Annotated in this window: 20 protein-coding genes; 13 read left to right on the forward strand and 7 right to left on the reverse strand. The window is 46.5% G+C overall.

All coding sequences use genetic code 11. The annotated features are described in order from the left end of the window. Window positions 1-2,304, reverse strand: coding sequence for a putative monovalent cation/H+ antiporter subunit A (locus L0U89_RS11370; protein WP_234861635.1), 2,304 nt, complete (start codon window positions 2,302-2,304; stop codon window positions 1-3). Between the two features lie 227 nt (window positions 2,305-2,531). On the opposite strand from L0U89_RS11370, the gene purL reads away from it, so the two are divergent. Further along, window positions 2,532-6,212, forward strand: coding sequence for a phosphoribosylformylglycinamidine synthase (gene purL / locus L0U89_RS11375; RefSeq protein WP_234861799.1), 3,681 nt, complete (start codon window positions 2,532-2,534; stop codon window positions 6,210-6,212). 414 nt (window positions 6,213-6,626) lie between these two features. Here the strand turns inward: purL and L0U89_RS11380 are convergent, their stop codons facing one another. Then, the gene (locus L0U89_RS11380) at window positions 6,627-7,526 is read right to left on the reverse strand and encodes a TolB-like translocation protein (protein WP_234861636.1); all 900 of its coding nucleotides are present in this window, start codon (window positions 7,524-7,526) and stop codon (window positions 6,627-6,629) included. A gap of 50 nt (window positions 7,527-7,576) precedes the next feature. Between L0U89_RS11380 and L0U89_RS11385 the strand changes: the two genes are divergently transcribed. From L0U89_RS11385 to L0U89_RS11415, 7 genes are all read left to right on the forward strand, one after another. Continuing rightward, window positions 7,577-8,662, forward strand: a complete 1,086-nt coding sequence (locus L0U89_RS11385) for an oxygenase MpaB family protein (RefSeq protein ID WP_234861637.1) — start codon at window positions 7,577-7,579, stop codon at window positions 8,660-8,662. 109 nt (window positions 8,663-8,771) lie between these two features. After that, window positions 8,772-9,077 carry a DUF2752 domain-containing protein gene (locus tag L0U89_RS11390; RefSeq protein WP_040478430.1) on the forward strand — a complete coding sequence of 102 codons (306 nt, stop codon included), beginning with the start codon at window positions 8,772-8,774 and terminating at the stop codon, window positions 9,075-9,077. Further along, window positions 9,070-9,456 (forward strand): TM2 domain-containing protein, encoded by a 387-nt coding sequence (locus tag L0U89_RS11395; protein ID WP_008623151.1) that lies wholly within the window; start codon window positions 9,070-9,072, stop codon window positions 9,454-9,456. Before L0U89_RS11390 ends, L0U89_RS11395 begins: the two co-directional genes overlap by 8 nt. Further along, window positions 9,449-10,420, forward strand: coding sequence for a DUF4097 family beta strand repeat-containing protein (locus L0U89_RS11400; RefSeq protein WP_234861638.1), 972 nt, complete (start codon window positions 9,449-9,451; stop codon window positions 10,418-10,420). Before L0U89_RS11395 ends, L0U89_RS11400 begins: the two co-directional genes overlap by 8 nt. A 428-nt stretch (window positions 10,421-10,848) precedes the next feature. After that, window positions 10,849-12,498: an Ig-like domain-containing protein gene (locus L0U89_RS11405; protein ID WP_008623146.1), complete on the forward strand. Its 1,650-nt coding sequence runs from the start codon at window positions 10,849-10,851 to the stop codon at window positions 12,496-12,498. Window positions 12,499-12,589: 91 nt separating this feature from the next. Next, window positions 12,590-13,342 carry a hypothetical protein gene (locus L0U89_RS11410; protein WP_234861639.1) on the forward strand — a complete coding sequence of 251 codons (753 nt, stop codon included), beginning with the start codon at window positions 12,590-12,592 and terminating at the stop codon, window positions 13,340-13,342. 154 nt (window positions 13,343-13,496) lie between these two features. Further along, window positions 13,497-14,393 (forward strand): histidine phosphatase family protein, encoded by an 897-nt coding sequence (locus L0U89_RS11415; RefSeq protein ID WP_234861640.1) that lies wholly within the window; start codon window positions 13,497-13,499, stop codon window positions 14,391-14,393. 8 nt (window positions 14,394-14,401) lie between these two features. Here L0U89_RS11415 and L0U89_RS11420 read toward each other — a convergent pair whose 3' ends face one another. From L0U89_RS11420 to moaA, 5 genes are all read right to left on the reverse strand, one after another. After that, entirely contained in the window at window positions 14,402-15,616 is a 1,215-nt protein-coding gene (locus tag L0U89_RS11420) for an arginine deiminase (RefSeq protein ID WP_234861641.1), read from the reverse strand. 121 nt (window positions 15,617-15,737) lie between these two features. Continuing rightward, the gene (locus L0U89_RS11425) at window positions 15,738-15,968 is read right to left on the reverse strand and encodes a MoaD/ThiS family protein (RefSeq protein ID WP_234861642.1); all 231 of its coding nucleotides are present in this window, start codon (window positions 15,966-15,968) and stop codon (window positions 15,738-15,740) included. A gap of 38 nt (window positions 15,969-16,006) precedes the next feature. Beyond that, window positions 16,007-16,744 (reverse strand): sulfite exporter TauE/SafE family protein, encoded by a 738-nt coding sequence (locus L0U89_RS11430; protein WP_234861643.1) that lies wholly within the window; start codon window positions 16,742-16,744, stop codon window positions 16,007-16,009. A 3-nt stretch (window positions 16,745-16,747) separates the two neighbouring features. Further along, entirely contained in the window at window positions 16,748-17,941 is a 1,194-nt protein-coding gene (locus L0U89_RS11435; protein ID WP_234861644.1) for a molybdopterin molybdotransferase MoeA, read from the reverse strand. After that, entirely contained in the window at window positions 17,938-18,918 is a 981-nt protein-coding gene (gene moaA / locus L0U89_RS11440; protein WP_234861645.1) for a GTP 3',8-cyclase MoaA, read from the reverse strand. Before moaA ends, L0U89_RS11435 begins: the two co-directional genes overlap by 4 nt. 156 nt (window positions 18,919-19,074) lie before the next feature. On the opposite strand from moaA, the gene L0U89_RS11445 reads away from it, so the two are divergent. The 5 genes from L0U89_RS11445 to L0U89_RS11465 all read left to right on the forward strand — a co-directional run bounded on the left by L0U89_RS11445 (window position 19,075) and on the right by L0U89_RS11465 (window position 22,925). Beyond that, window positions 19,075-19,518 carry an RrF2 family transcriptional regulator gene (locus L0U89_RS11445; RefSeq protein ID WP_234861646.1) on the forward strand — a complete coding sequence of 148 codons (444 nt, stop codon included), beginning with the start codon at window positions 19,075-19,077 and terminating at the stop codon, window positions 19,516-19,518. 141 nt (window positions 19,519-19,659) lie between these two features. Next, window positions 19,660-20,214, forward strand: a complete 555-nt coding sequence (locus L0U89_RS11450; protein WP_008623132.1) for a fasciclin domain-containing protein — start codon at window positions 19,660-19,662, stop codon at window positions 20,212-20,214. 141 nt (window positions 20,215-20,355) lie between these two features. Then, complete coding sequence (locus L0U89_RS11455; RefSeq protein WP_234861647.1) at window positions 20,356-21,108, forward strand: DUF6503 family protein; 753 nt, start codon at window positions 20,356-20,358, stop codon at window positions 21,106-21,108. Window positions 21,109-21,139: 31 nt separating this feature from the next. Further along, window positions 21,140-22,177 (forward strand): glycoside hydrolase family 113, encoded by a 1,038-nt coding sequence (locus L0U89_RS11460; protein ID WP_234861648.1) that lies wholly within the window; start codon window positions 21,140-21,142, stop codon window positions 22,175-22,177. Window positions 22,178-22,451: 274 nt separating this feature from the next. After that, a complete protein-coding gene (locus tag L0U89_RS11465) occupies window positions 22,452-22,925 on the forward strand; it encodes a DUF2062 domain-containing protein (protein WP_234861649.1) in 474 nt (157 codons plus the stop codon). Window positions 22,926-22,943: the final 18 nt, after the last annotated feature.

Consider the following 22,943-nt stretch of genomic DNA (forward strand, 5'->3'; position numbering starts at 1 on the left):
TCAGTGATTTTTTTGGGGATTTAGGTCCAACTTCATCAATGTGTATACGCCTATAGCAGCGATGACAAGCACGACCGTCTCAACGATGGTATCAGAAGCTCTGAAGTCCACCAAAATGACGTTTACGACGTTTCGGCCCTTAGCTAGGAGATAGGCGTTTTCCGCATGGAAAGTCGAGACATCAGTTTGTGATGGCGACTCAAAAACCTCCAAGGTCAGAATCGCAATAAATGCCCCAAAAACCAAGGAAATTATACCGTCACGGATTCGGATGGGATTGGAAGAAAGCTTTTTGTTTTTGGGTAGCCTGAAGAGCACCAGCATAAATAGAACCACCGTCAGCGTATCGATTGAAAACTGTGTCATCGCCAAGTCGGGTGCAGAAAAGAAGAGGAAAAAGAGACAATTGACAAAGCCAACAATACCCAAAGCGAGGATGGCCTTGGTTCGCGAATGTGTCAGGACGGCAATCCCAATAGAAACTGCCATCATGGCCGTCAAAATGACCTCGTAAAAGCTAACGGATGAGATTTGCTCCCAATCGATATGGATGTCCACACCACCTAAAAGGCGGTAACCCGTCACCAAAATAAGGAAGGCGAGGATGGTGATGAAATAGTTTCGCAAATAACCGTTTTGGAAGAAATCCGTCCAGAGTCTGGAAAACCGCAGGAATAGATTTCCGCCGCTTTCAAACAAGGTCTCCGGAGATGTGGACTCGAACCGAAACGTTTTGGCGAATTTGGTATCGCTGGGTTTCCAGAAAAAATACAAAGCAACACCCGCCCCAAGCGTGATTAAACTGAGCAATAGGACAAGGTTAAAGCCATGCCAAAGCTTCAAAGTAAACGTATTTGAACTCCCACTGATCGCCTGAAAGACTGGTTGAATCAAACTGCTGTCAATAAATACCGGAAATGCTCCGGTGAATATCGTAAGTGCAGCTAGCAGTAAGGGAGGTATCCAAAGTATGGCCGACGGTGACTTCACAGAGGACAGCGACGGGGGCAGCTTGCCCGCAAACGGTTTGATTCCGGCCCAAAAGCCTGCCACGAGCAGAAAAATTTTCGTCAATATCAATACCATCGCGGCAATAAGGCCAAAATCGCTCCTTGCCAAAACGCCTTCGTACATCACTTCCTTACTGAGAAATCCCAAGAAAAGCGGAAATCCGGCGCTACTCAATGCAGCCACCGTGCCACCTATTGCCACCAAAGGCATCACCTTTCCCAGTCCGGCCAATTCAGGAACATTCCGGGTACCCGTTTGGTGATCGATGATTCCTGTGACAAGGAATAATGCCGCCTTGTACAGCGCATGCGCCAGAATGAACAAGCCTGCTCCCAAAAGCGCTTTTTCGGTACCGACGCCCAGTAGAAAAACCAAAATCCCCAACGCCGAAATGGTAGAATAAGCCAATATGCTTTTCAAATCCACGCGGAATAAACTATGCGCCGCCGCATAAAACATCGTGATGCCGCCGACCCACAGAAGGGTATCATTCCAGATCGGATTAGCTCCCAAGACGGGAGTCATCCTTGCCAAAAGGTAGATTCCCGCCTTGACCATCGTAGCCGAGTGCAGGTAAGTGCTGACAGGCGTTGGAGCCTTCATGGCACCGGGCAGCCAAAAATGGAAGGGAAATTGGGCGGATTTGGTAAACGCGCCCACCATGAAGAGTCCTACAATCCAGACATAATGGGGGCTGTTTTGTATCGTTTCGGAAACCGGGGCTAAGGAAGAGAACGAGAAACTCCCACCAACCGCGCCCAGCAATACAACTCCTGCCAAAAGGACCAGCCCGCCGAAACCCGTAATACCCAGAGCCGTCAGTGCTGACTTGCGGGAGGACTTTTCCTCATGGTTGAAGCCGATCAAAAAGAAAGAGCTGATACTGGTCAGCTCCCAGAAAATGAACATCGCCATCAGGTTGTCCGATAGCACAAGTCCCAACATAGACGCCATAAACATGGACAGAAAGCCATAAAAACGATCAAGCGCCGGATGTCCCTTGAGGTAATAGGTCGAATAGAAGAAAACCAAACTACCTATGCCCGTGATTAAGAGTGCAAACAACAGCGACAATCCATCGATCCTGAAATCCAAATTGATCCCATAGCTAGGAATCCATGGATATCCGACCACTTGTGGACCGTTAGCCAGTGCCGGCAGCCAGCCAAGGAAATAGACAAACAATCCCAAAGGCAGTAGGGAATAAACCCAAGGAAAAACACCTTGGCCGAGTTTTCTTAATACAGGTGTAAAGGCCGCAAAGACAAATCCCAAAAAAACCGCTGTGATCATCCCGAATGCTTTCGATAATATGAAAATTCCATCGCCTAAAATACGAATTAATTTTTCCCGTATGGTCTCGCCTAAAAAAATCTCCAAGGTTTGATGTTGGGGCAATGTCGATCAATTTTTCCTTGAAAAACATACCAAGTCTGCCAGCCATTTCACGCCTTTATTTTCCACTTTTGCCCCAAATCCCTACCTTTGTGCCTTCTTCATCAAGGCTTCTACCGACACGCATGATCTTCTTTTTCCAATCCCCCCAGCACTTGGTCTATGCCGTCCAAGCGCAATTCCCCATTTCCGCCGCCGACACCGACAAATTGGTGTGGCTTTTTGGTGGCGCTACACTGCTCAACGGACCTTCAGTTACAGGTCGGTTTGCTGGACCGCGGAAGGAAATGATCACGCCTTGGTCCACCAATGCCGTGGAAATCACGGTCAACATGGGCATCGCGGGTATTCAGCGGATCGAGGAGTATTTCCCCTTGGGAGAAAAAGACAGTATAGATCCCATGCTGCAAAAGGCCTACACGGGTTTGGATCAGGATATTTTCGATATCCATTTGCAGCCCGAGCCTATCAGGGCAGTGGAAGATATCGGAGCATATAATGCCAAGGAAGGATTGGCGCTGAGTCAGGAAGAAGTAGATTATTTGGAAAATGTGGCCAAACAATTGGGCAGGCCACTCACAGATTCCGAAGTTTTTGGATTTAGCCAGGTCAATTCTGAGCATTGTCGTCACAAGATTTTCAATGGGACGTTTGTGATTGACGGGGAGGAAAAGGAAAAGACGCTTTTTCAATTGATCAAGGAAACTTCCAAGCGGAATCCCAACAAAATCGTCTCTGCCTACAAAGATAACGTAGCCTTCATCGAGGGTCCAGCGGTACAGCAGTTTGCGCCCAAAACGCAGGATAAAGCCGATTTTTTCGAGCCTGAGCCTATTGAGACAGTAATTTCGCTCAAAGCCGAAACACACAATTTCCCAACCACGGTCGAGCCATTCAACGGTGCCGCAACGGGTTCGGGCGGTGAAATACGCGACCGCCTCGCCGGTGGTACCGCATCCATTCCACTCGCAGGAACTGCTGTCTATATGACTTCCTATGCGCGTTCGGAGGAGGGGAGAAGCTGGGAAAAGAATCTTCAGCCAAGGAAGTGGCTTTACCAGACACCCATGGACATCCTGATCAAAGCCTCCAATGGGGCCTCGGATTTCGGAAACAAATTTGGCCAACCTTTGATCTGTGGATCGGTCTTGACCTTTGAGCATGAGGAAGCAGACAAATCCCATGGCTTTGACAAAGTCATTATGCTGGCAGGTGGTGTTGGATTTACTCGAAAAGAATTTGCGAAAAAACATGAGCCCGGCAAAGGGGACAAAATCATCGTCATGGGTGGTGATAATTACCGGATCGGCATGGGCGGCGGTGCTGTTTCCTCGGTAAATACAGGTGAATTTTCAAACGCCATCGAGCTGAACGCGATCCAGCGCTCCAATCCCGAGATGCAAAAGCGGGTTTCCAACGTCATTCGCGCTATGGCTGAAAATGCCGACAATCCGATCATTTCCATCCACGACCATGGTGCAGGGGGACATTTGAACTGCCTCTCCGAATTGGTTGAAAGTACGGGCGGGACGATCCATTTGGACCAATTGCCGGTGGGCGATCCGACACTTTCCGCCAAGGAAATCATCGGCAACGAATCCCAAGAGCGCATGGGATTGGTCGTTCACGAGAAAGACGTTGCAACCTTGCAGCGTATCGCCGAACGGGAGCGGGCTCCTTTCTATGTCGTCGGAGAGACGACTGGAGATATGCATTTCAAGTTTGAAAACAGAAAAACAGGGGAGAAGCCTGTGGATTGGGACTTGGCATACATGTTTGGAAGTTCGCCGAAAACTATTTTGGAAGACAAAACCCAAAGCCAATCGCTTGAAACCCCAAGTTACCAAGCTGAAAACTTACAGTATTATATAGAGCAAGTTCTCCAAATCGAGGCGGTTTCCTGCAAGGATTGGTTGACCAACAAGGTGGATCGGTCTGTTACCGGACGAGTTGCCAAGCAGCAAACGGTGGGTGAAATCCAACTTCCATTGAACAATGTGGCTGTGATGGCGCTGGATTTTACAGGAGAAAAAGGCATAGCGACTTCTATTGGCCATGCACCTGTCGCAGCATTGGCCAATCCCGAGGCAGGGTCAAGGTTGGCGATAGCCGAGGCTTTGACCAATTTGGTCTGGGCACCGCTGACACATGGGCTTGCGGGCGTTTCGCTTTCCGCCAACTGGATGTGGCCTGCCAAGAATTCCGGCGAAAATGATAGGCTTTACCGTGCGGTAAAGGCGATTTCCGATTTTTCAATTGCCCTCGGCATCAATGTGCCGACCGGCAAGGACTCGCTTTCGATGACGCAAAAGTATCCGGGTGGCAAAACGGTTTATTCTCCCGGTACGGTCATCATTTCCACGGTAGCAGAATGTGCTGCTCCCGCTAAAACAGTTTCTCCAAACCTGCAGCCGATTTTGGGCAGCAAGGTATTCTACGTTGATTTTTCAAAAACATCCGCCCAAATCGGCGGTTCGAGTTTTGCCCAAATCCTGAACAAAGTGGGCAATGAAACGCCTGACATACAGGATCACCAATATTTCTCAAAGGCATTTGGCGCTATTCAAGCGCTTATCGGCCAAGGACAGATATTGGCGGGACACGACGTTTCCTCAGGTGGTTTGGTCACTGCACTTTTGGAAATGTGCTTTCCATCCTCCAAAGTTGGTTTGTCGGTACATGTAAACCGTTTGGAAGAAAAGGATATCGTGAAAGCTTTGTTTGCCGAAAACCCGGGAGTCTTGATCCAGGTCATGAATCCTGAAGTGGTAAAGGGGTTCCTGGATAACCTTGGTATTACCTATATCTCCATCGCAGATGTGACAATGGATGGCAAGGTAGATTTGCAGGGTGCGAACCTGAGCTTGGAAGTAGCCGCCATGCGGGATATTTGGTTCAGATCTTCGTATTTGTTGGACAAGAAGCAAAGCGGCGAGAAACTGGCATTGGAGCGCTTCCAGAACTACAAGCATCAAACGCTTTCCTATAGATTCGGCAATGGCTTTTCGGGCAAATTCTCGAATTGGGCTTTGGACCCTTTCCGCAAGACAAAGTCAGGTGTCAAGGCTGCCATCATCCGCGAAAAGGGTGTAAATGGCGACCGGGAAATGGCCTATTCGCTATGGCTTGCAGGATTTGACGTGAAGGATGTCCATATGACCGATCTGATCAGCGGAAGGGAAAACCTCGCCGATGTACAGATGATCGTGTTTGTGGGAGGCTTTTCAAATTCCGACGTGTTGGGCTCGGCCAAAGGTTGGGCTGGGGCCTTTCTCTACAATGAAAAGGCAAAACAAGCCCTCGACAATTTCTATGCACGGAAGGACACTTTGAGTTTGGGCGTCTGCAACGGATGCCAATTGATGGTGGAGTTGGGACTCGTCACTCCCGAGCACGACCGGAAGCCGAAGATGCTGCACAACGCCAGCCACAAATTTGAGTCCTGCTTTGTCAATGTGGAAGTGCCTCAAAACAATTCCATCATGCTGGGTTCGCTTTCAGGCCAGCGCTTGGGCGTATGGGTTGCCCATGGTGAAGGCAAATTCAGCCTACCGAAATCAGAAGCTGATTACCATGTCGGCATGAAATACAGCTATAGCGCCTATCCAGGCAATCCTAATGGATCGGATTATGCCGTGGCAGGGATTGCCTCAGCAGACGGAAGACATTTGGCAATCATGCCGCATATCGAGCGCTCGCTGAAGCCCTGGAACTGGCCGTTTTATCCAACAGAGAGAAATTCAGACGAAGTCAGCCCTTGGATGGAGGCCTTTGTGAATGCTTTCAATTGGGTGAAAGCGCATTAAGAGCTCGCAAAGAAAAATGAGGTGCAAAGCGCGTGAACAAGTTTATGGCACGCAAAGGCGCAAAGCCGCCAAGAAAAAGAAATAGCGCCTGCAGCCACTTTGTACTCGTTGCCTTTCAGCGGTTTGCCGAGAAAAAAAATTGCCACGAATTCTCGAATGGCATTCCTCTGCCACCTGCCACAGATCTCTGTGTTCTATTAGTTGGCGTTCTTCGCGCCTGTGCTGTCTTTGCGAGAAGAAATAGCCAGGAATGATGTTCTCCGCTGCCAACTGCGACTGACCACTGCCTTCTATTTCTTCGCTCCTTCGCGGTCATTGCGAGGAAAAAATAGCCCCGAGTGTCTGCCAACTGCGACTGAACACTGCCTTCTATTTCTTTGCTCCTTCGCGGTCTTTGCGAGCGGCGCGAAAACACTATTCTTTTTTTCTTTCCATCACGACCACCAGCTTCTTCAATGGCTCGGAGTAGGCAAGACGAGTGATATTCTGGTATCCAACGACCTCGACGCTGCCGAGTGATTCCCAGCCTTCCTTTCCAATTTTTCGGATAAAAAGTTCATTGCCTATTCCCATCAGGAGTGTATTGGCATCCAGCCAGATAAAATCCTGTGATCCGGGCAGGCTCATTCCGAAGTCGATGTATTCCCTTTTCTCAATATCAAATCCAACAACACTGTAAGACTTGTGCCCATTCGATTCGGTCATTTTATCTAAGTCCAAATAGGCAATAGTGCTGGATTTTGGCCGCTTTTTGATGCATCGACCGACATTCTTGTCGATCGTGTGCAATTCGGACTTGCTGTCGGGATAGACCAGGGAATTCGGTTTGCCAAGGACAAACATCGCCGCCTTGTTGTCATACCAGTCATAATAACCGACAGGCTCTATATCATCGTAAAGCAACTCCGGTTCTCCAAAATTGGTGGGGTAGAGCCAAAGCCGTTGCTTTCCGTCCGGTTCAACGGTCACCGCCGATACGTAGAGGCCACAGTCGGTCAATGAAGGTGAAAACTCATTGCGATCTGCGGATTTCGTCAGGTTCGTGAATTTCCTCGATTCGAAGTTGTAAATGATGATGTCATGATTGCCTTTGTCGTCGGCTGCCGAGAAGGCCATTTGCTTGTCGTTGATAAAGGCGGGTTGATTGTCGTACAGGTCGCGGTCCGTGATCTTTTCAACGCCGTTGATACTCAAGGTCCATTTGCCCGTTTGTTTTTTCAGGTCGACAGCAATCAGGTCAAAACTCCCCTGGGCGATTAGTTGCGGGATACAAATAAGATAGGTAAAAAGGGTAATAAAGAATCTACGATACATAAATCAATTGCTTTTCGGAAACCAAATTACAAAATGAAGGTTAGAATGGGGTGGGAAAATTAAAATTATATACTGATGCCCGATTGGACTTGTTGCGGAAAAGAGGGGATGACCTTGCAGACCGGCTCGTGGTTTTTTTGATCCAAAATCCTGACTGGATCGAAAGGATCAATCATTGGGAGCAAATCCCTGCGGTACAGGAGGTATCGGATTTCCCGGAATTGGTCAAGGAATATTTCCTGTTTTTCCATGCCAAGCCCGATTTTATCGATCGGACGAGGACTGCCGCCGCGCAGGATTTTTTCCAGAAAAACTCCAACCTCTATCTCTCCCTCCTCGGATTTTATTCGCTTCCCTACTGCTATGCATTCGCCGATGGGGCGCAGGTTTTGGTGCGGTCCAAGCGGATTACGGAAGAAATTGGGGTCAGACTTTCTGAAACAGCGCTTTTCCTGATGGATGCGTTTTATCCCGGAATATTTTTGACAAATGACCAAAAGTTGATAACCTTGGCAAAGGTGCGTTTGACACATGCATTCAGCAGGTATTTTGTAGCGCGCTACGCAAAGGACTGGAATCCAGACTGGGGCATTCCGATCAACCAAGAGGATCTCATCGGTACGAATTTGGCGTTTAGCCTGATGGTCATGCGGGGCATGGAAAAGCTGGACAGATTTCCCGGCAAGGATTCCCTCGAGGACTTGCTGCACTATTGGAAGCTGATTGGTTTTTACCTTGGTTTGGAGATTGACTATTGGCCCGAGACTGCCAAGGAGGCTTTTGAACTGGAGAAATTGATCCGGAAGCGACATCTTAAGCCATCTGAGGCTGGGCGGATTTTAATGGATTCGCTTTTGAGATACTACAAAACGTCGATTCCGGATACCGCAATCACATCCGTAATGGATCAGTTTATTGGATATTTTTTGGGAATAGAGGCCTCTGCAGCATTGGGTATTTTAGCTGTTGGCAAATTGCCAAAGCAGGTATATGGTCTGGTATTGGACTTCAGCTTTTGGAAACAGGGGCGCACCCATGTAGGGTATGGGGGAATAAGAAGGGATTTGATGCAGCGCTTTAAAAGTGAATTTGGTCGTGACCTTGTCCTTAACCTGCCCATTCCAAAGCGTTCATAATCGTACACTTTTTGTCCGTGTGCGCGTCAGCGCTATTTCGAATGGTTCATTTTTGGCGTGATTTAAGGGTTTTTGGCATATGGCATCCTTTTCGTATTTTGAAGGACATATGAGAAATGTAAGTAACATTTTCCGCAAGTTTCCTTTGGAATTGGTCTTTTGGCTTGGTGCGATTGTTGGCATCTTTCTGATAGACCCTTATGGACCCCAACATTTCAGTCTATGCCCGTTGAGTAACCTAGGATTCGACTGGTGCCCAGGCTGTGGATTGGGGAGGTCCATGAGCTTGTTGACCAAAGGAGATATACAAGCATCCTGGTCCATGCATCCGCTGGCCATGTTTGCTTTCGCGGCGATTGGTTACCGCATCTATCAACTCATAAAACTCATCAAAACTTCTAATCACTATGGCTAATGTATTGAGACACCTTCCTGAATTGGAAGGAATGGAATTGGGTTACATCCAGGGAATCCTTAAAAACATGGATGACGATCAGGCTAACCTTTTCGCACAGGTTTACCGAGCAAGGAGGAAGGACAATCAGATGGTATTGATACTCTGTCTGTTGGGCTTCTTCGGATTTGCGGGTCTGCATCGCTTTGTTTTGGGGCAGATCGGATTGGGTATCCTGTATATATTGACAGTAGGTCTTTGCTTTATCGGTACGATTGTGGACTTGGTCAACTACAAGAGTCTTGCATACGAATACAACATCAAGGTAGCCCACGAAACGCTCTCAATGATGTCAAACGGTGGTATGGGCACCACATCAACCACCGCCTCAAATGTATAAGGATATAAAAGCAGTGTTTTTCGTAGCGGCCCTAGGCTTAATGCTTGGTGGCTGCTACGCACCTTCTGAAAAGACTGTTACCACAGATTATGAGGAAACCTTCTCGGGAGTCGAGGAAATCGTATTGGAAGGCAAATTCCTGGAAGTGTCCTATGAAGGGCGGGAAAATTCAACAGAAGTACATCTCAATGGCTATGTGGAGGCTCCGGAAAGTTCCGGTCTGCAAATCAAGTACCGAAAATCGGGTTCCAAGCTGATTGTCGAGGTTGTCGGTGACACAGAAATAATCGGCTGGAACTTCGGGAACAGATTTGACGGATTTATCAGCTTGACCGGACCCGAGAATATCAAGCTCGATTTTCAAAACGGCTCGGGTTCGATTGAGGTACTGAATGTAGTTCACGAGGTAATCGACCTGAAGGTTAATTCGGGTAGCATCAAGGCGATGGGCATAGAGTCAAACACCATAAACCTGCATGCATCCTCCGGAAGTATAACGGGCGAAGCTTTGACCGGGAAAGTCCTGGCCGAAGTCAATTCTGGTTCGGTCAAATTGACGGAGCTAGAAGGAGACGTGAGGGCCAACGCATCTTCCGGTTCCCTTAAGTTCGAAAATATCCAAGGAAAGGTAGACGCCAAGGTAAATTCCGGCAATATCCGGCTATCTGAAGTCAAGGAACTTGGACAGTTAGAGGCAAGTTCAGGCAGTATCAAGGCGGAAAGATCAGGTCTCGGACCAAATTCCAACTTCAAAGCCAACTCTGGTAGTGTATCAATCCAAACAACCTCTGATTTGAAAGCTTTCAATTATGACCTTTCGGCCACAAGTGGTTCGGTGAGGGTAGGTGACCAGGATTCAGGCAAAAAGTTGGACATCGATAATGGCGCAAGTGCTACTGTTGAAGGCAGGGTATCTAGCGGATCCATCAAAATTATCGTTGAAGGTTCTGAATCCCCTGAGTAGGTACTGTAAATTCGGTATCCATTACTTTCCCTGATGGTCTCGCGGTCATCAGGGATTTTTTTTTATTAAAGCAGGATGGGATCACAATCTCGAGATCTGCAACCAATAATTGAATTTCGATTCCAATGCGACTTGAATACTGCTTTGAAAAACTTGGGAATTTCCCACCATTGTCATGATAGCAATTCTAACGGCTGTGGATTACGGATTTTACGATCAAACAGGAATATATTTTAAAATAGAGCAACAGATTCTATTGGAATCATCGTTCCTGAACTTCAAAAATAGTAATACTAAAAACATAAAAGAAACAAGTAAAACGACTGTAATTAGTTTAAATGCAAAAAAAATGTAACAAAGTGCAAAAAAATGTTGATATAAATATTTTTTATGAATATCTTTCATTGAACTTTTAACCTTTCCCAATTATGAAAAATTTAACCAAAGCCCTGAGTACTTTTACAGGTCAAAGTTCTTTCAAAATCCAGCTAGGTTTCTTTGTTGCCTTGTTGTTTTTTTTGAACGCCTGTACGGAAAGTCTGCTGAAGGATGAAGACATCAGCAACGACTTGAGTTTGCTTTCACAAAACCTTGCGAAGGAGTTTGGAAAGCTAGGTATTTCGGACGCTGCCAACGGCGGCAGTGTGGACGAGTTTTATTTTCTGGCGCCGACTGTTGCCAAGGCTCCGAAGTATCACAAAAACTTTCACCCCAACCTCAGTCCAATTGTCGAAATCAGCGACGACTTGGGTTTTAAGAACTACCACGCTGTCTTCAACCGTGATGGTGCTGCAGACGGCAAAGTCGTAGTCAATAAGGCGGAGGAGAATTACTTTGTCGATTGGAATCCGAGTGAGACGAAGGCACAAATCGGGAAAATCTACCGGATTCGCGTTCGCATTGGGGAAAAAGTACTTGGCCACTTGGATGTGGGCGTAGTACCTTCCAATCAGACCAAATCACTCCAGGATGGTTTGATTCCTGTAGTTCAAAACCAGAATTTCAGAATCGCATTTCGGGTAGAGGAAAAAGAATGCCCGGCGCGTATTGAAATCAAGCCGGCTGAAGCAACAGTTCTTGTCGACGGTGAGCAGCAATATGAGGCAATCGTCTATAACTTTTACGGAGAAGTGCTGACAGATTTTGCGTTTTTGAATATCAAATGGTCTGTAGCGGATGGCGAGGTCGCCTCCATTGACCAAGATGGTTTGGCCAAAGGCAAGAAATTCGGTGTCACCGGTATCAAAGCCAAGTCTTTTGATGTAGAAGGAACAGCCACGCTTTTCGTACAGGAAGCAATTGCACCAAGGCCTGGTCGTGACGTCGTGGTATTCAACGACGTAAACCATTTGGATAATACGGGCCTAAACAACCCGAATAATAGACTTTTGGTACGTAATCTGATCGATTATCAAACTATCGGAAATCGTGCCAATGGAAAAACAGTATGGATGGACTGCGGCAGGAATTCCGGATATCCTCAGGCATGCCAAGGAAACAATACACATACGGCGTTGCATCAGTTTATTCAGAATTCTGGATATAGTCTCACATTTATCAATTCGACTAATACACCTTTGACCAATATTGATCCTGACGTGAAGATCCTTTTTTTGTGGTTGCCAAAAGTCCAGTTCTCTGTGGCTGAAATCAACGCAATGAAGGATTTTGCCAATGAAGGTGGGCGTATAATTTTCATCGGCGAGTGGGATGGTTTTTATACCAATGTCGGGCTTGCCGTAGAAAATCAATTCCTGATCAACATGGGCGCTGTCATGCGTAATGTGGGCAACGCAGTTGATTGCGGCTATAATACGCTTCCATTTGCATCGTTGAGGCCGCATCCAATTACGAGGGACATGACGGATATCACCATTGCCTGTGCGTCAGTTATCCAATTAGGTCCAAATGATTTTGCATTGTTCTACAACAGCACGAACTCACTTGTCCTTGGCGGCGTGGCCCAAATTGATACCAATCCGATAACAGAACTTCAGAATGCAAGGGTGGCGCCTAGCGATCAGTCAAGATTGAGGATTCTTGGCGAACTTGATCCAAGAAAAACTACAGGATTTTAACGGTTTCACTAAATAGCTTTTTTCAGTTGGACAGAGGGGAAATTTTTTCTCCTCTGTTTTTTTATTTTTGACGATCCAAGTATCTATTCATATGTCTTCGTCCCAATTGTTTTCCAAATCGATTCCATCCCTTTTGATTTGTATCGCGCTCATTTCCTGCAAGCCCAGCGCAGAGAGAAAAGCCATCGAATTGATTTCCAAATCCATCGATGCGCATGGCGGTTACAAGGAATGGAAAGCAATGGAGTCAATGACATTTCTGAAGGAAACGAGGCTTTACCATGCGGATTCCAGCCTTGAAAATGAGCTTTTCCAAGAAATCGAAATCAGGTTCCAGCCACATTTGGAGATTCGGATGAACTGGGAAAAGGACAGTATGAGGCATACAGCGTTGTTTGACGGTAAAAGAACAAGGTATTGGCTAGGGGAGAACGAAATCCAAAATGAAGACTTCTTGAAATCCAAAAAAAGGGATCTGGATGCAGCGGCCTATGTGATGACGAAGCCCTTTGATTTGTTGACGGGAGATAAACAAATTGAATACAAGGGGCTTGTCCTACTTCCTGATGGAAAAGAATATGAATCAGTACGGGTAGTCGATGGTCCGCACTCCAGTTCAAATGCTGACATTTGGGTGTACTATTTCAATCCGAGTGATAGTAGGCTGACGGCCTATTCAGTCAAGACCTTGGACCATACTAGTCTCGTTTTCAACGACGGATGGGATGTTTTTGGAGGTTTGATCCTACCTCTAAGAAGAAAGAGTTACCGGCTGCTTGAAAGTGGCGAAATTGAATACCTACGGGCTGAATATGAGTTTTCCGAATACCATATAAATAGATAGGCTATCACCGGCTCCAACTTTATTGGTTTCCCTACGCCCCGAGGCATTATTTCTTATTTATTTTATTGATTTTCAGATTAATAATTGATGATTTCTTAATTTATAAGCTATCGAATTTTTATATATTTGGATTTAGATATCCAGATTTTTGTATATGAAATTCAATTATTTGCATTCTCTTTTTCTCTTGGTTTTGATATGGTCTTGTCGGCCGACAGACGATCCGCCAAATCAGCTCATTTCCGACAACGTAGATGAAGGGATTATTTTTGTCAAACATTCCGATTCTGGCGTTTCGTTCCGGGTGAAAACAAACAATCCCGGCAAGTTTAAACCTTGTGCCAATAAACCCACTTTTGCAATTTCAGAGGATGGGCAAGCTGCGCTAACCTTGGAGCAGGGTGTTTATTGGATTGATATTCACTGGGCAAACGGTGAACCTTTGATCCAAACTGTACCTGTATTGGTTATAAAAGACGTCGAATACGCCAGAAAAACAGTGACAACACTGAAGAACCTAAAGCAGGGTGGGGGTGAATTTGCACTGGTTTTTAGACATGCAGATGCAAGTGTCGGCATCGATAAGCCTGCATCTACAATTCCCCAGTGGTGGAAATCCTGCGACCCGGATGTGGCACGGCAGCTTAGTGTAACGGGCATTGTTAGATCCCAGAGAATCGGGAAAATCCTTAAACAACTGCAGGTACCAATTAAGAAGGCTATAAGCAGTGAGTTTTGTCGAGCTGTACAAACCTTAGAGTTGATGGAACTCGGATTGCCAATCTCCCTTGACCCCAGACTCAACCATGAAAATGCAAATCCTGTTACTTTTAATTACCAAGAGGTATTCAATTCCTTGAATGAAAACCGAACTTCCTCGGGTGTATTGATTGCTAGTTTGCACTATAACATCTACAAAAACAACCCCCATTGGGATATTATAAGGCCCTTCAACATGACAGATGGATTCTTGGTGAGGGTTGAGGGGACTGGTGATCCTGAGCTTGTTGGAAGTCTGCCTTACTTCATTTGGGACCTATTTGAGGAGTAAACAGACGGTTAGATTTTTGCTCTGCTAATCGGCATCGTCATGCACCGCGGACCACCCAGACCCCGCGACAATTCTGAAGATGGAATTTCCAAAACCTCCACACCCATATTGCGGAGCGCATTATTGGTGTGTTTGTTTCTGTTGTAGGAAATCACCCTTCGCGGTCCGATGGCGAAGACATTTGCCCCATCAAACCACTGTTCACGCATCGAATAGTCGGGGTTACCATCCGCGGTTGATAGGATCTCGAGATGTGGAATTTCTTTTTCCAACACCGTCAACAAAGATTCATTAAGTACTTGGCGCTTGATATTCACTTTGTCGTCCCTGATTTCCTTGAGCGTGTATAGTGATGTCTGCAAAACCGCATTCAGGGCATCTGGATACGTCAGCACAAGATTTTCATCCAAGATCGTAAACACGGTGTCGAGGTGCATATAGTTCCGTTTTTTGGGAAGGTGGACCTCATAGACCCGCTCTACGGTTCCCTCCGCCAAAAGTGCCTTGGCGACCTGATAAATGGCTTTTTCATCAGTTCTCTCGCTGTTGCCAATGGCAATAGCTTTCTTGGAAAGTACGATGATGTCCCCACCTTCAATGCTTGGCGGGTTGTCGTTTCCGTTGATGGGATAGATCGGATTTACGTGATCCTTAAAATCGGGGTGGTTTTCAAAAATCGCCCTCAGAATGTCCGCCTCACGCTGACGTCCCTCCATCTTCATGCTGGAGAAAATGATGCCTCCCGGTGTGATCGCCATCGGATCGCGTTGAAAGTACAGGTTTGGACTCGGCGGAATCACGAAGGCGGAATCCATCAGCTCACCAGCAGGCAGATTCGGTATTTTTCTCTTGAGTTCATGCACTTTGACTCCTGCGGTAAGTGCCGTGGCGCATTCCGCTGTCGACAATCGGTCTAGGATATACTCTTGGAAATGGGTCAAACGCGACTTGACCAGCGCACTGTGCATCAGCTTTTCCAAAATTTCCCGGTTTGACAGGACCTGGATCAAGAGCTCGTGAAGGCGGTAGACGGTCGCACCAGTGGTTTGTTTGATAAGGTCGGTGAAGAAGTCATGCTCCTTTTGCATGGCCTCCAAGTAGGGGACATCTTCAAAAAGTAAATATTCCTTGTTGTAGGGGGTAAGACGGTCAATTTCCTTTCCAGGTCTGTGCATCAATACGGCCCTTAATGTGCCAAATTCAGAGTTTAATCGGAGATTCATGTCAAAAAAACACCATGTTTGCCGGAAAGATATTCAAAATTTAAATTCCTAAGCCCTAAAAAAAACTAATTTGACAATAATTTAAAAATGTCCTTTCTAAATCTACCTACGGTTGGATTCTTCAGCCACCTGAGAAAGGAGGCAACAGTGCCACTTCCGCTCCATGGGGAATAGCCGTGTTGCCGACGGTCTGCTTTCTATTTACCGCAATACTGAACTTCATGTGTCGCAGTTCGGGATATTGTTGGTGCAGGTGTCCCAACAGTGTATCCGTAGTCGGAATTCCATCGATCGTCAATTCCGAGGTTTTTATTTTCTCGGCAATAATTCCAAACGCCTTTACCGTGATCATTTCGCAACAATTCTGAGTTGAAAGGTAACCAAAATTGATCAGCCTGTCCATATTAATTTGACAGCCGCGACTACCAAGACCGCGGTTAGCAAATATTTGATGACCTTTGGCTGGAACTTGAATGCCCCCAAGTATGCACCAAGCGCGCCGCCCGCGATTGTCAGCGGCATCACTATCCATAGATTTGGATCGATCTGTGCGGCAAACCCACTTGCTCCCAGAAAACCCGAGACGGAATTCAGGAAGATAAACAAGGCCGATACCGCAGCGGTCTCCTTGATGTCTGTCCAGCCCAACATCAGAAGGATAGGAGAGAGGATGATGCCACCGCCGATACCTATCAAGCCAGAGACAAAACCGATTCCCAATCCCAAAACAGGCGCCATCCACCATTGTCTTTCTGAGGTTTGCTTTGGGCTGACGGGAAATACATTGAGGAATTTTAGGACAGGAAAAAACAACAGAATACCCAAAATCCTTTTGTACCATTCGGCATCGATACTGAGGCTTCCCCCAACATAGGCAGCTGGGATCGAGAAAAGCCCAAGTGAAATGAAAATCGCCCAAGGGAAATCGACCTTTTTACGAAAGGACAAAAAAGCCATCATCGAGACAAACATGTTCATTATCAACGCCGTAGGACGTATCTGTTCGGGGGGGAATTGCAACAATGCCAATACCATCAAGTAACTGCTCGCTCCGCCATGTCCGACCGAGGCATAGAGAAAGGCTGTTGTAGGTAGCAGCAGGTAAAGGAATATTTCTTCGAATCCCATATTTTACCATGAAAAGAATCTCACCATTGTCCCTTTTGGCAAAAAATCCAAATCTTTTGGGATTTCGGCAATGCCGTTTGCATTGCCATAGGCAATCAAATTGAAGGATTCCTGGCCGGGGAGGACTTTGATGCCTTCGTTTTCCAATTTGGCTTTTAGGAAAAAGGTCAAAGCACCCTTTTTGGAGAAATCTGTTTGCAGAGGGAAAGTGCCCATCGGTTGGAAGGTATTTTTTTTACCCATCCAAGCTTCTAAGCATGGTTTGACGTATTGGTTGAAGCAGGTGAGCGTGGAGGCGGGATTTCCCGGTAGGGCAAATACCCATTGCGTTTCGGTCCTACCTACCCACAGTGGCTTGCCCGGTTTTTGGGATACTTTGTAAAAAAGCTCCTCGACACCCTCGTTTTCCAAACCTTTTTTCACAAAATCATAATCACCGACCGAAATCCCACCCGAAATGACCAGCACATCCACTTCCTCCAAAAGCTCGTGCAATATGATTTGCAGCCGCTCCGGTTCATCGACCGCTTTGTAAATGGAAATATTGGAAATGCCCAAATCCCTGAGATAGGTGTTCAAGATGGGGCCATTGGCGTTGTAGATCTTCCCAAAGGAAAGTGGCTGCCCGACTTCCACCAACTCATCGCCTGTCAAAAGCAAACCTACCTTTGGCGCCGCGTAAACAGGAACTTCTGAGATTCCCACTGACGCCAGCAGTCCCACCATTCCAGGCGAAACGACCGTTCCTTTTTCAGCAATTAAATCGCCTTGACGGTTTTGGGCGCCCATTTTTCTGAAATTTGCGCCTTTTTCAAATCGCTCCCAATCAAAGTGAATACTTCCGTTTTGGACGGTGACATATTCTTGTGGGATGATGGTATCAGCGCCGGTCGGCGTTGGTGCTCCCGTAAAAATTCTGATGGCTTCGCCTGTTTGTATTGCGGTGTGATTGGTTTCACCGGCTCGCATCATGGATTGGGTTTTTAGCTTCCTGCTGCCGTTTCCCTGTTCCCAGCGGATCGCATAGCCATCCATCGCAGAATTGTCAAAGGAAGGAATGTCAATCGGTGAAAAAATAGCTTCTGACAATACGAATCCCAGCGATTCCAAAAGCGGGCACAAGGTGATTTTTCCATCAATCAAATTGGCTTCAAGAATGTTTTTAGCTGTTTCGACGGAAACCATGTACGACATCATCCACCTATTTTGATCATGCTTCTATTCTCGATTTCGTCGGCTTTTGCTTTGAGATAATCGGGACTGAATTGGCCGCCCAACATGGCGTGTTTGCGCTTTACGGATTCCATGATCAGCGATTCGACGTCCTGTCCTTTGCGGAGAGCGCCCAACAGGTCCATTTCTTCTTTTCCAAAGAGGCAGTTCTTCATCTTGCCATCGGCTGTAAGCCGCATCCTGTTGCAGTCACCGCAAAAGTGCTCGCTCATAGTCGTGATGAATGCAAAAGTACCCAGGAATCCCGGAACTTGGTATTTTTTGGCAGTGGCGTGTTTCTCATCCTGCAGTTTGACAATCGGAAAATTGCTGGAAACGATTTCCAGCATTTGCTTCGCAGTGATGACTTTTTCGCTCTTCCAATGATTGCCTTGAAATGGCATGAATTCAATAAAACGAACATGGAGCGGGAGCTTTTCCGTTATTCTGACAAAATCCAAAATCTCCTCTTCAATGATTCCTGCCAAGGCCACGGCATTGATTTTGACCCGAAAACCCTGATCCAATAGCAACAGGATGTTATCCCAAACCTTCTGGAATTGATCCCTTTTGGTAAGGTTGTGAAAAGTCTCACGGTTGATTGAATCCAAACTCACATTGATCGAGCGCATGCCTGCTGTTTTCATCAGCTCGATATGCTTGTGGACCAAAATCCCGTTGGTGGTCATGGTCAACTCAACAGGCAATTTTGAAAGTCTGTGGAGGATATCTGGAAATTCTTTTCTCACCAAAGGTTCTCCGCCGGTAAGACGGATTTTTTTTACTCCCAAACCTACAAAAGTCTTCGCCAGCGCCTCAATCTCCCCAGTCTGCATGAGGTGGGAGTGAGGCATTACTTCAATCTCCTCGTTGGGCATGCAGTAGGCGCAGCGGAAATTGCAACTATCCGTAAGGGATATTCTCAGATAATCATGAATTCTTTGAAATGAGTCGTAAAGCATTGCAACCAGTTACGAAATCGAATTCTAAATATCGCAAATGAGATTGGAAAAGCATCCGTTTGCTTGAGTAGTGGTTGGATTTACTTTTGAAATAATAAGATATCGGTGTCTTTTATCAGATACGGATTTGATCTATTTTTGGCGAAAATCCGCTATATGTTTTCCAAGGCCTGCCAATACGGTATCCGTGCCGTCATTTATATCTGTGGTGAAAGTCAAAAAGGCAACAAAGTTGGTGCGAAGCAAATTTCGGAAAAAACGGGCGTTCCTGAACCTTTTATCGCCAAGATACTCCAAGACCTTGCCCGCAAGAAGATCATTGGATCCACAAAAGGACCGACTGGTGGCTTTTTTGTAGACGGTAGTCACCAAGAATTGACACTAAAGCAGCTAGTGGATGCAATAGATGGCGAAGAACTTTTTACGGGATGCAGCCTTGGGTTGGAAAATTGCTCGGAAGCAAACCCCTGCCCGCTGCATGGCGAGATCAAACAGATCAGGTTAAGTATTGTCAGGATGCTTACCCAAAAGAGTATCAAGGAGTTTGCGGAGGAAGTTGAAAAGGGAGAGACTGTCCTCAGTAGGATGATTCAAACCTGATTTTCCGCGAATTCGGCCTTTCGCCGTACCGTTTCAAATATTTTTCCGAAAAGATTTAAAATTCACGTTTTTCATGATTTTTATCATAAAGGATAAAATTATCCTCTATTATCTTGCTCCCGCATTCAAAACCCAATCCATATGAAATCTCTATTTAAAAACTTTACCATTTTGGCGTTTTCAGCCATTCTTTTGTCTTGTGGTGGAAATCAACAGGCAAGCACCACGGCAGCTTCTTCTGCTGAACCCTCCGCCGGGCAGTCTGCAGTGAAAGATGACGTTTCCAATCCCAACATTGTACAAGTGGCGGTTGCTTCGCCAGATCACACGACATTGGTTGCTGCATTAAAGGCTGCTGAGTACGTAGACGCCTTGACCAATGTGGGTCCGTTTACGGTCTTCGCACCTACGGATGCCGCATTTAGTGCATTGCCAGCCGGTACGGTAGAATCTTTGGTGAAGCCAGAGAATCAGAGGAAACTCCGGGACATTTTGGAGTACCATGTTTTATTGGGAGTCTACAAAGCTGAGAGTTTTGTCAACGGCCAAAAAATTGGCACAGCCGAAGGAGGTTCCGTGACTTTGGAAGTACAGTCTGACGGAACAGTGCTCGTCAATGGCGCAAAAGTTATCGGATCGGTCCAAACTTCAAACGGCATGATCCACGTGGTAGACAAAGTGTTGTTGCCAGAATAAGATTAGCTTAATTTTAAGGTTGAATGGGTACAAAAATGCCGGGTCCATTGGATGCCGGCTTTTTTAATTTGACGCGGCGAAATCACTGATCACTAGCCTATTTTCACGAATTGGCTTATCTTTCCATCTCAACTTGATGCCATGTCAACAAACAATGCCATTTTCCGATTCATACTGCCGCTGTCGCTGGTTTTTGGTTTTTTTTCCTGTCAAGCCCCCGATCCTGCGCAAGGCATTGTGGACCAAAGTATCGTCGCACACGGAGGAAAAGCCTTTGAATCCAGCGTGATCAGCTTTGATTTCAGGGATCGACACTACCGGATTTTCAAGTCGTCGCAATCCTTTGAATACATTCGGGAATTTTCAGACAGCACCGGGCAAGTAAGGGATGTCTTGGACAACTCGGGCTTTGTCAGGACCATCAATGGCGCCAAGGTCGACTTGCCTGAGGAGCGAGTCGGTGCATTCAGTCGATCTGTGAACTCGGTTGCCTATTTTGCATTTCTGCCTTACGGACTCAATGATCCCGCGGTGAGAAAGACACTTGTAGGAGAGTCAGAATTGGAAGGGAAGAAGTACGATCTAATCCGGGTGACATTTGCACAGGAAGGAGGCGGTGAGGATTATGATGATGTTTTCCTATACTGGATCAATCAAGAAACGAAGCGTATAGATTTTTTGGCGTATTCATATCACACAGATGGCGGTGGCGTTCGATTCAGAAAAGCAGTGAAAACCCACGAGGTAGGTGGATTGGTCTTGCAGGATTATGAAAATTATGGTTTGGAAAGCAAAGAAACTCCGGTTGAGGAAATGGAAAGTCTCTATAAATCAGGTAAATTGGAGCTGCTTTCGACGATTGAATTGGAAAATATCCAAGTCGTAAAACGATAGCACCGACAAAAACCTGATTTACTTCCCTCCCTTGAAAAAGCCCATTTTTATTATTTCCATCTTTTTGATTGCTTTGGCCATTTGGACAATGCAGAATCAGGCAGCGGAGTTGGAGCTGGATTTTATTGTAGGGCAAAAACACAAAGGAGTTTGCTGGGTCGCTGGGCCGCGGCCACTCGAAGGCTGGGAACTGGATTCGCTGCGGGCATTTGGAGCGACGCACATTTCCCAAACTCCTTTTGGCTGGCAGCAGGACCCAAAGCAACCCGTAATCCGCTGGGAAAAGCATTCTGACCGTATGTGGTGGGGAGAGCGCCTGGCCGGATTGGAAGCAACATTGACAGATGGGCGAAATTCTGGCTTGGAAAGTATCCTGAAGCCCCACCTTTGGGTCCATGATGCATGGCCGGGAGAGATTGAAATGCAGTCGGAAGAGCATTGGGCGGAGTGGTTTGCCCAGTATGCGGAGTTCATTACCTACTTTGCGGACTTCGCGGAACAACACAAAATCCCGGTACTTTGCATCGGCACGGAGCTCGAAAAGACGGTCCACCGTGAGTCGGATTGGCGGAAAATCATCAACATCGTCCGAAGCCGCTACAATGGCAGGCTAGTCTATGCTGCCAATTTCACCGAGTACGAAAAGATAAAATTTTGGGATGCGTTGGACTATATCGGCATACAAGCCTATTTTCCCTTAGCCTCAACCGCAAACCCGGACCAAAAAGATTTAGATAAAGCTTGGGGGAAAGTGATTCCCCAAATTGAAAAAGTTGTCTCAAAATTTCAGAAGCCGGTGATTTTCACGGAAATCGGCTATTGTAATACTGCTGATGCGGCTGTGTCACCTTGGATTTGGCCACATGAGCGAAAGGGTACAGAGCTTTCCGAACAAGTGCAAGCGATATGCTACCGAGCCTTTTTTGACAATATTTGGAAGAAGGACTGGCTCGCAGGTGTCTATTTTTGGAAATGGTATCCTCAAGTCCGAGAATCTGAGATTGACTTTACCCCGCAAGGAAAAGAGGCGGCGGAAGTGATGCGGAGGGGATTTTTGGGGGAGATATGAGCATTTAGGGGAGGGAAGCAAGAAGCAAGATACAAGAAGCAGGAAGCAAGAGGCATGACGCAAGAGCCAGCGGTGGGAGAGAACGCGGTGGATGGAATCAGATTTTAAGCTCATTTGGCGGATTTTTACAGTGAAATTCAGGCCTCAAATTCACAGGTTTCCCACACTGCGACATCGGAGTTTTCGTGCATCCGTGGCTGACGCATTTCTTTAAAATGACTTCATTAACCAAAACTTAATCCCATACCCATCTGCTTTTTGGTATTTTTGGAACATGCCAATTCGTCGGATCATACAAAAAGCCAAAGGATTCCTTAGTCAGGGGTTGCAGCCCAGGGAATTGGCGGCAAGTATAGCTATTGGGACGTTGATTGGCGTTTTCCCAATCTATGGGACTACCACGGCGATCTTGGTTTTTTTGGCGTGGCGTATGTCGCTGAACTTGCCCTTGATGCTGTTTGTGAGTTACCTGATTACACCCCTGCAACTGTTGCTGGTGATTCCGCTGATGCGAGTAGGGGAGTGGCTGTTTGGATTTGACCATCTGGAATTGGACTTGGCTTCTTTGCAGCTTTCATTTCAGAACGGGATTTTCGAGACATTTTCCACGTTTTCGGGCAGGTTGGTGCTTTCTATCGTGGGATGGGGATTGCTTTTTGGTCCATTTGCTTTAGGGCTCTTTATTCTACTTTTTCAGATCTTCAGGTATTTCTTTAGGAGGAAAATGTTGGAGCGAATGGCCGAGTAGCGGATTTTTCTAAAGGAA

This window comes from Mariniradius sediminis (assembly GCF_021491425.1).
GTDB lineage: Bacteria > Bacteroidota > Bacteroidia > Cytophagales > Cyclobacteriaceae > Mariniradius > Mariniradius saccharolyticus.

Bases quoted from the DNA above. Each gene is read 5' to 3' on its own strand.
- L0U89_RS11455 (WP_234861647.1), top strand. From the start codon at position 20,356: ATGTCAACAAACAATGCCATTTTCCGATTCATACTGCCGCTGTCGCTG.
- L0U89_RS11395 (WP_008623151.1), top strand. From the start codon at position 9,070: ATGGCTAATGTATTGAGACACCTTCCTGAATTGGAAGGAATGGAATTG.
- L0U89_RS11390 (WP_040478430.1), top strand. From the start codon at position 8,772: ATGAGAAATGTAAGTAACATTTTCCGCAAGTTTCCTTTGGAATTGGTC.
- L0U89_RS11445 (WP_234861646.1), top strand. From the start codon at position 19,075: ATGTTTTCCAAGGCCTGCCAATACGGTATCCGTGCCGTCATTTATATC.
- L0U89_RS11430 (WP_234861643.1), bottom strand. From the start codon at position 16,744: ATGGGATTCGAAGAAATATTCCTTTACCTGCTGCTACCTACAACAGCC.
- L0U89_RS11420 (WP_234861641.1), bottom strand. From the start codon at position 15,616: ATGAATCTCCGATTAAACTCTGAATTTGGCACATTAAGGGCCGTATTG.
- L0U89_RS11450 (WP_008623132.1), top strand. From the start codon at position 19,660: ATGAAATCTCTATTTAAAAACTTTACCATTTTGGCGTTTTCAGCCATT.
- moaA (WP_234861645.1), bottom strand. From the start codon at position 18,918: ATGCTTTACGACTCATTTCAAAGAATTCATGATTATCTGAGAATATCC.
- L0U89_RS11400 (WP_234861638.1), top strand. From the start codon at position 9,449: ATGTATAAGGATATAAAAGCAGTGTTTTTCGTAGCGGCCCTAGGCTTA.
- purL (WP_234861799.1), top strand. From the start codon at position 2,532: ATGATCTTCTTTTTCCAATCCCCCCAGCACTTGGTCTATGCCGTCCAA.
- L0U89_RS11435 (WP_234861644.1), bottom strand. From the start codon at position 17,941: ATGATGTCGTACATGGTTTCCGTCGAAACAGCTAAAAACATTCTTGAA.
- L0U89_RS11370 (WP_234861635.1), bottom strand. From the start codon at position 2,304: ATGATCACAGCGGTTTTTTTGGGATTTGTCTTTGCGGCCTTTACACCT.
- L0U89_RS11415 (WP_234861640.1), top strand. From the start codon at position 13,497: ATGAAATTCAATTATTTGCATTCTCTTTTTCTCTTGGTTTTGATATGG.
- L0U89_RS11380 (WP_234861636.1), bottom strand. From the start codon at position 7,526: ATGTATCGTAGATTCTTTATTACCCTTTTTACCTATCTTATTTGTATC.
- L0U89_RS11410 (WP_234861639.1), top strand. From the start codon at position 12,590: ATGTCTTCGTCCCAATTGTTTTCCAAATCGATTCCATCCCTTTTGATT.
- L0U89_RS11425 (WP_234861642.1), bottom strand. From the start codon at position 15,968: ATGATCACGGTAAAGGCGTTTGGAATTATTGCCGAGAAAATAAAAACC.
- L0U89_RS11465 (WP_234861649.1), top strand. From the start codon at position 22,452: ATGCCAATTCGTCGGATCATACAAAAAGCCAAAGGATTCCTTAGTCAG.
- L0U89_RS11405 (WP_008623146.1), top strand. From the start codon at position 10,849: ATGAAAAATTTAACCAAAGCCCTGAGTACTTTTACAGGTCAAAGTTCT.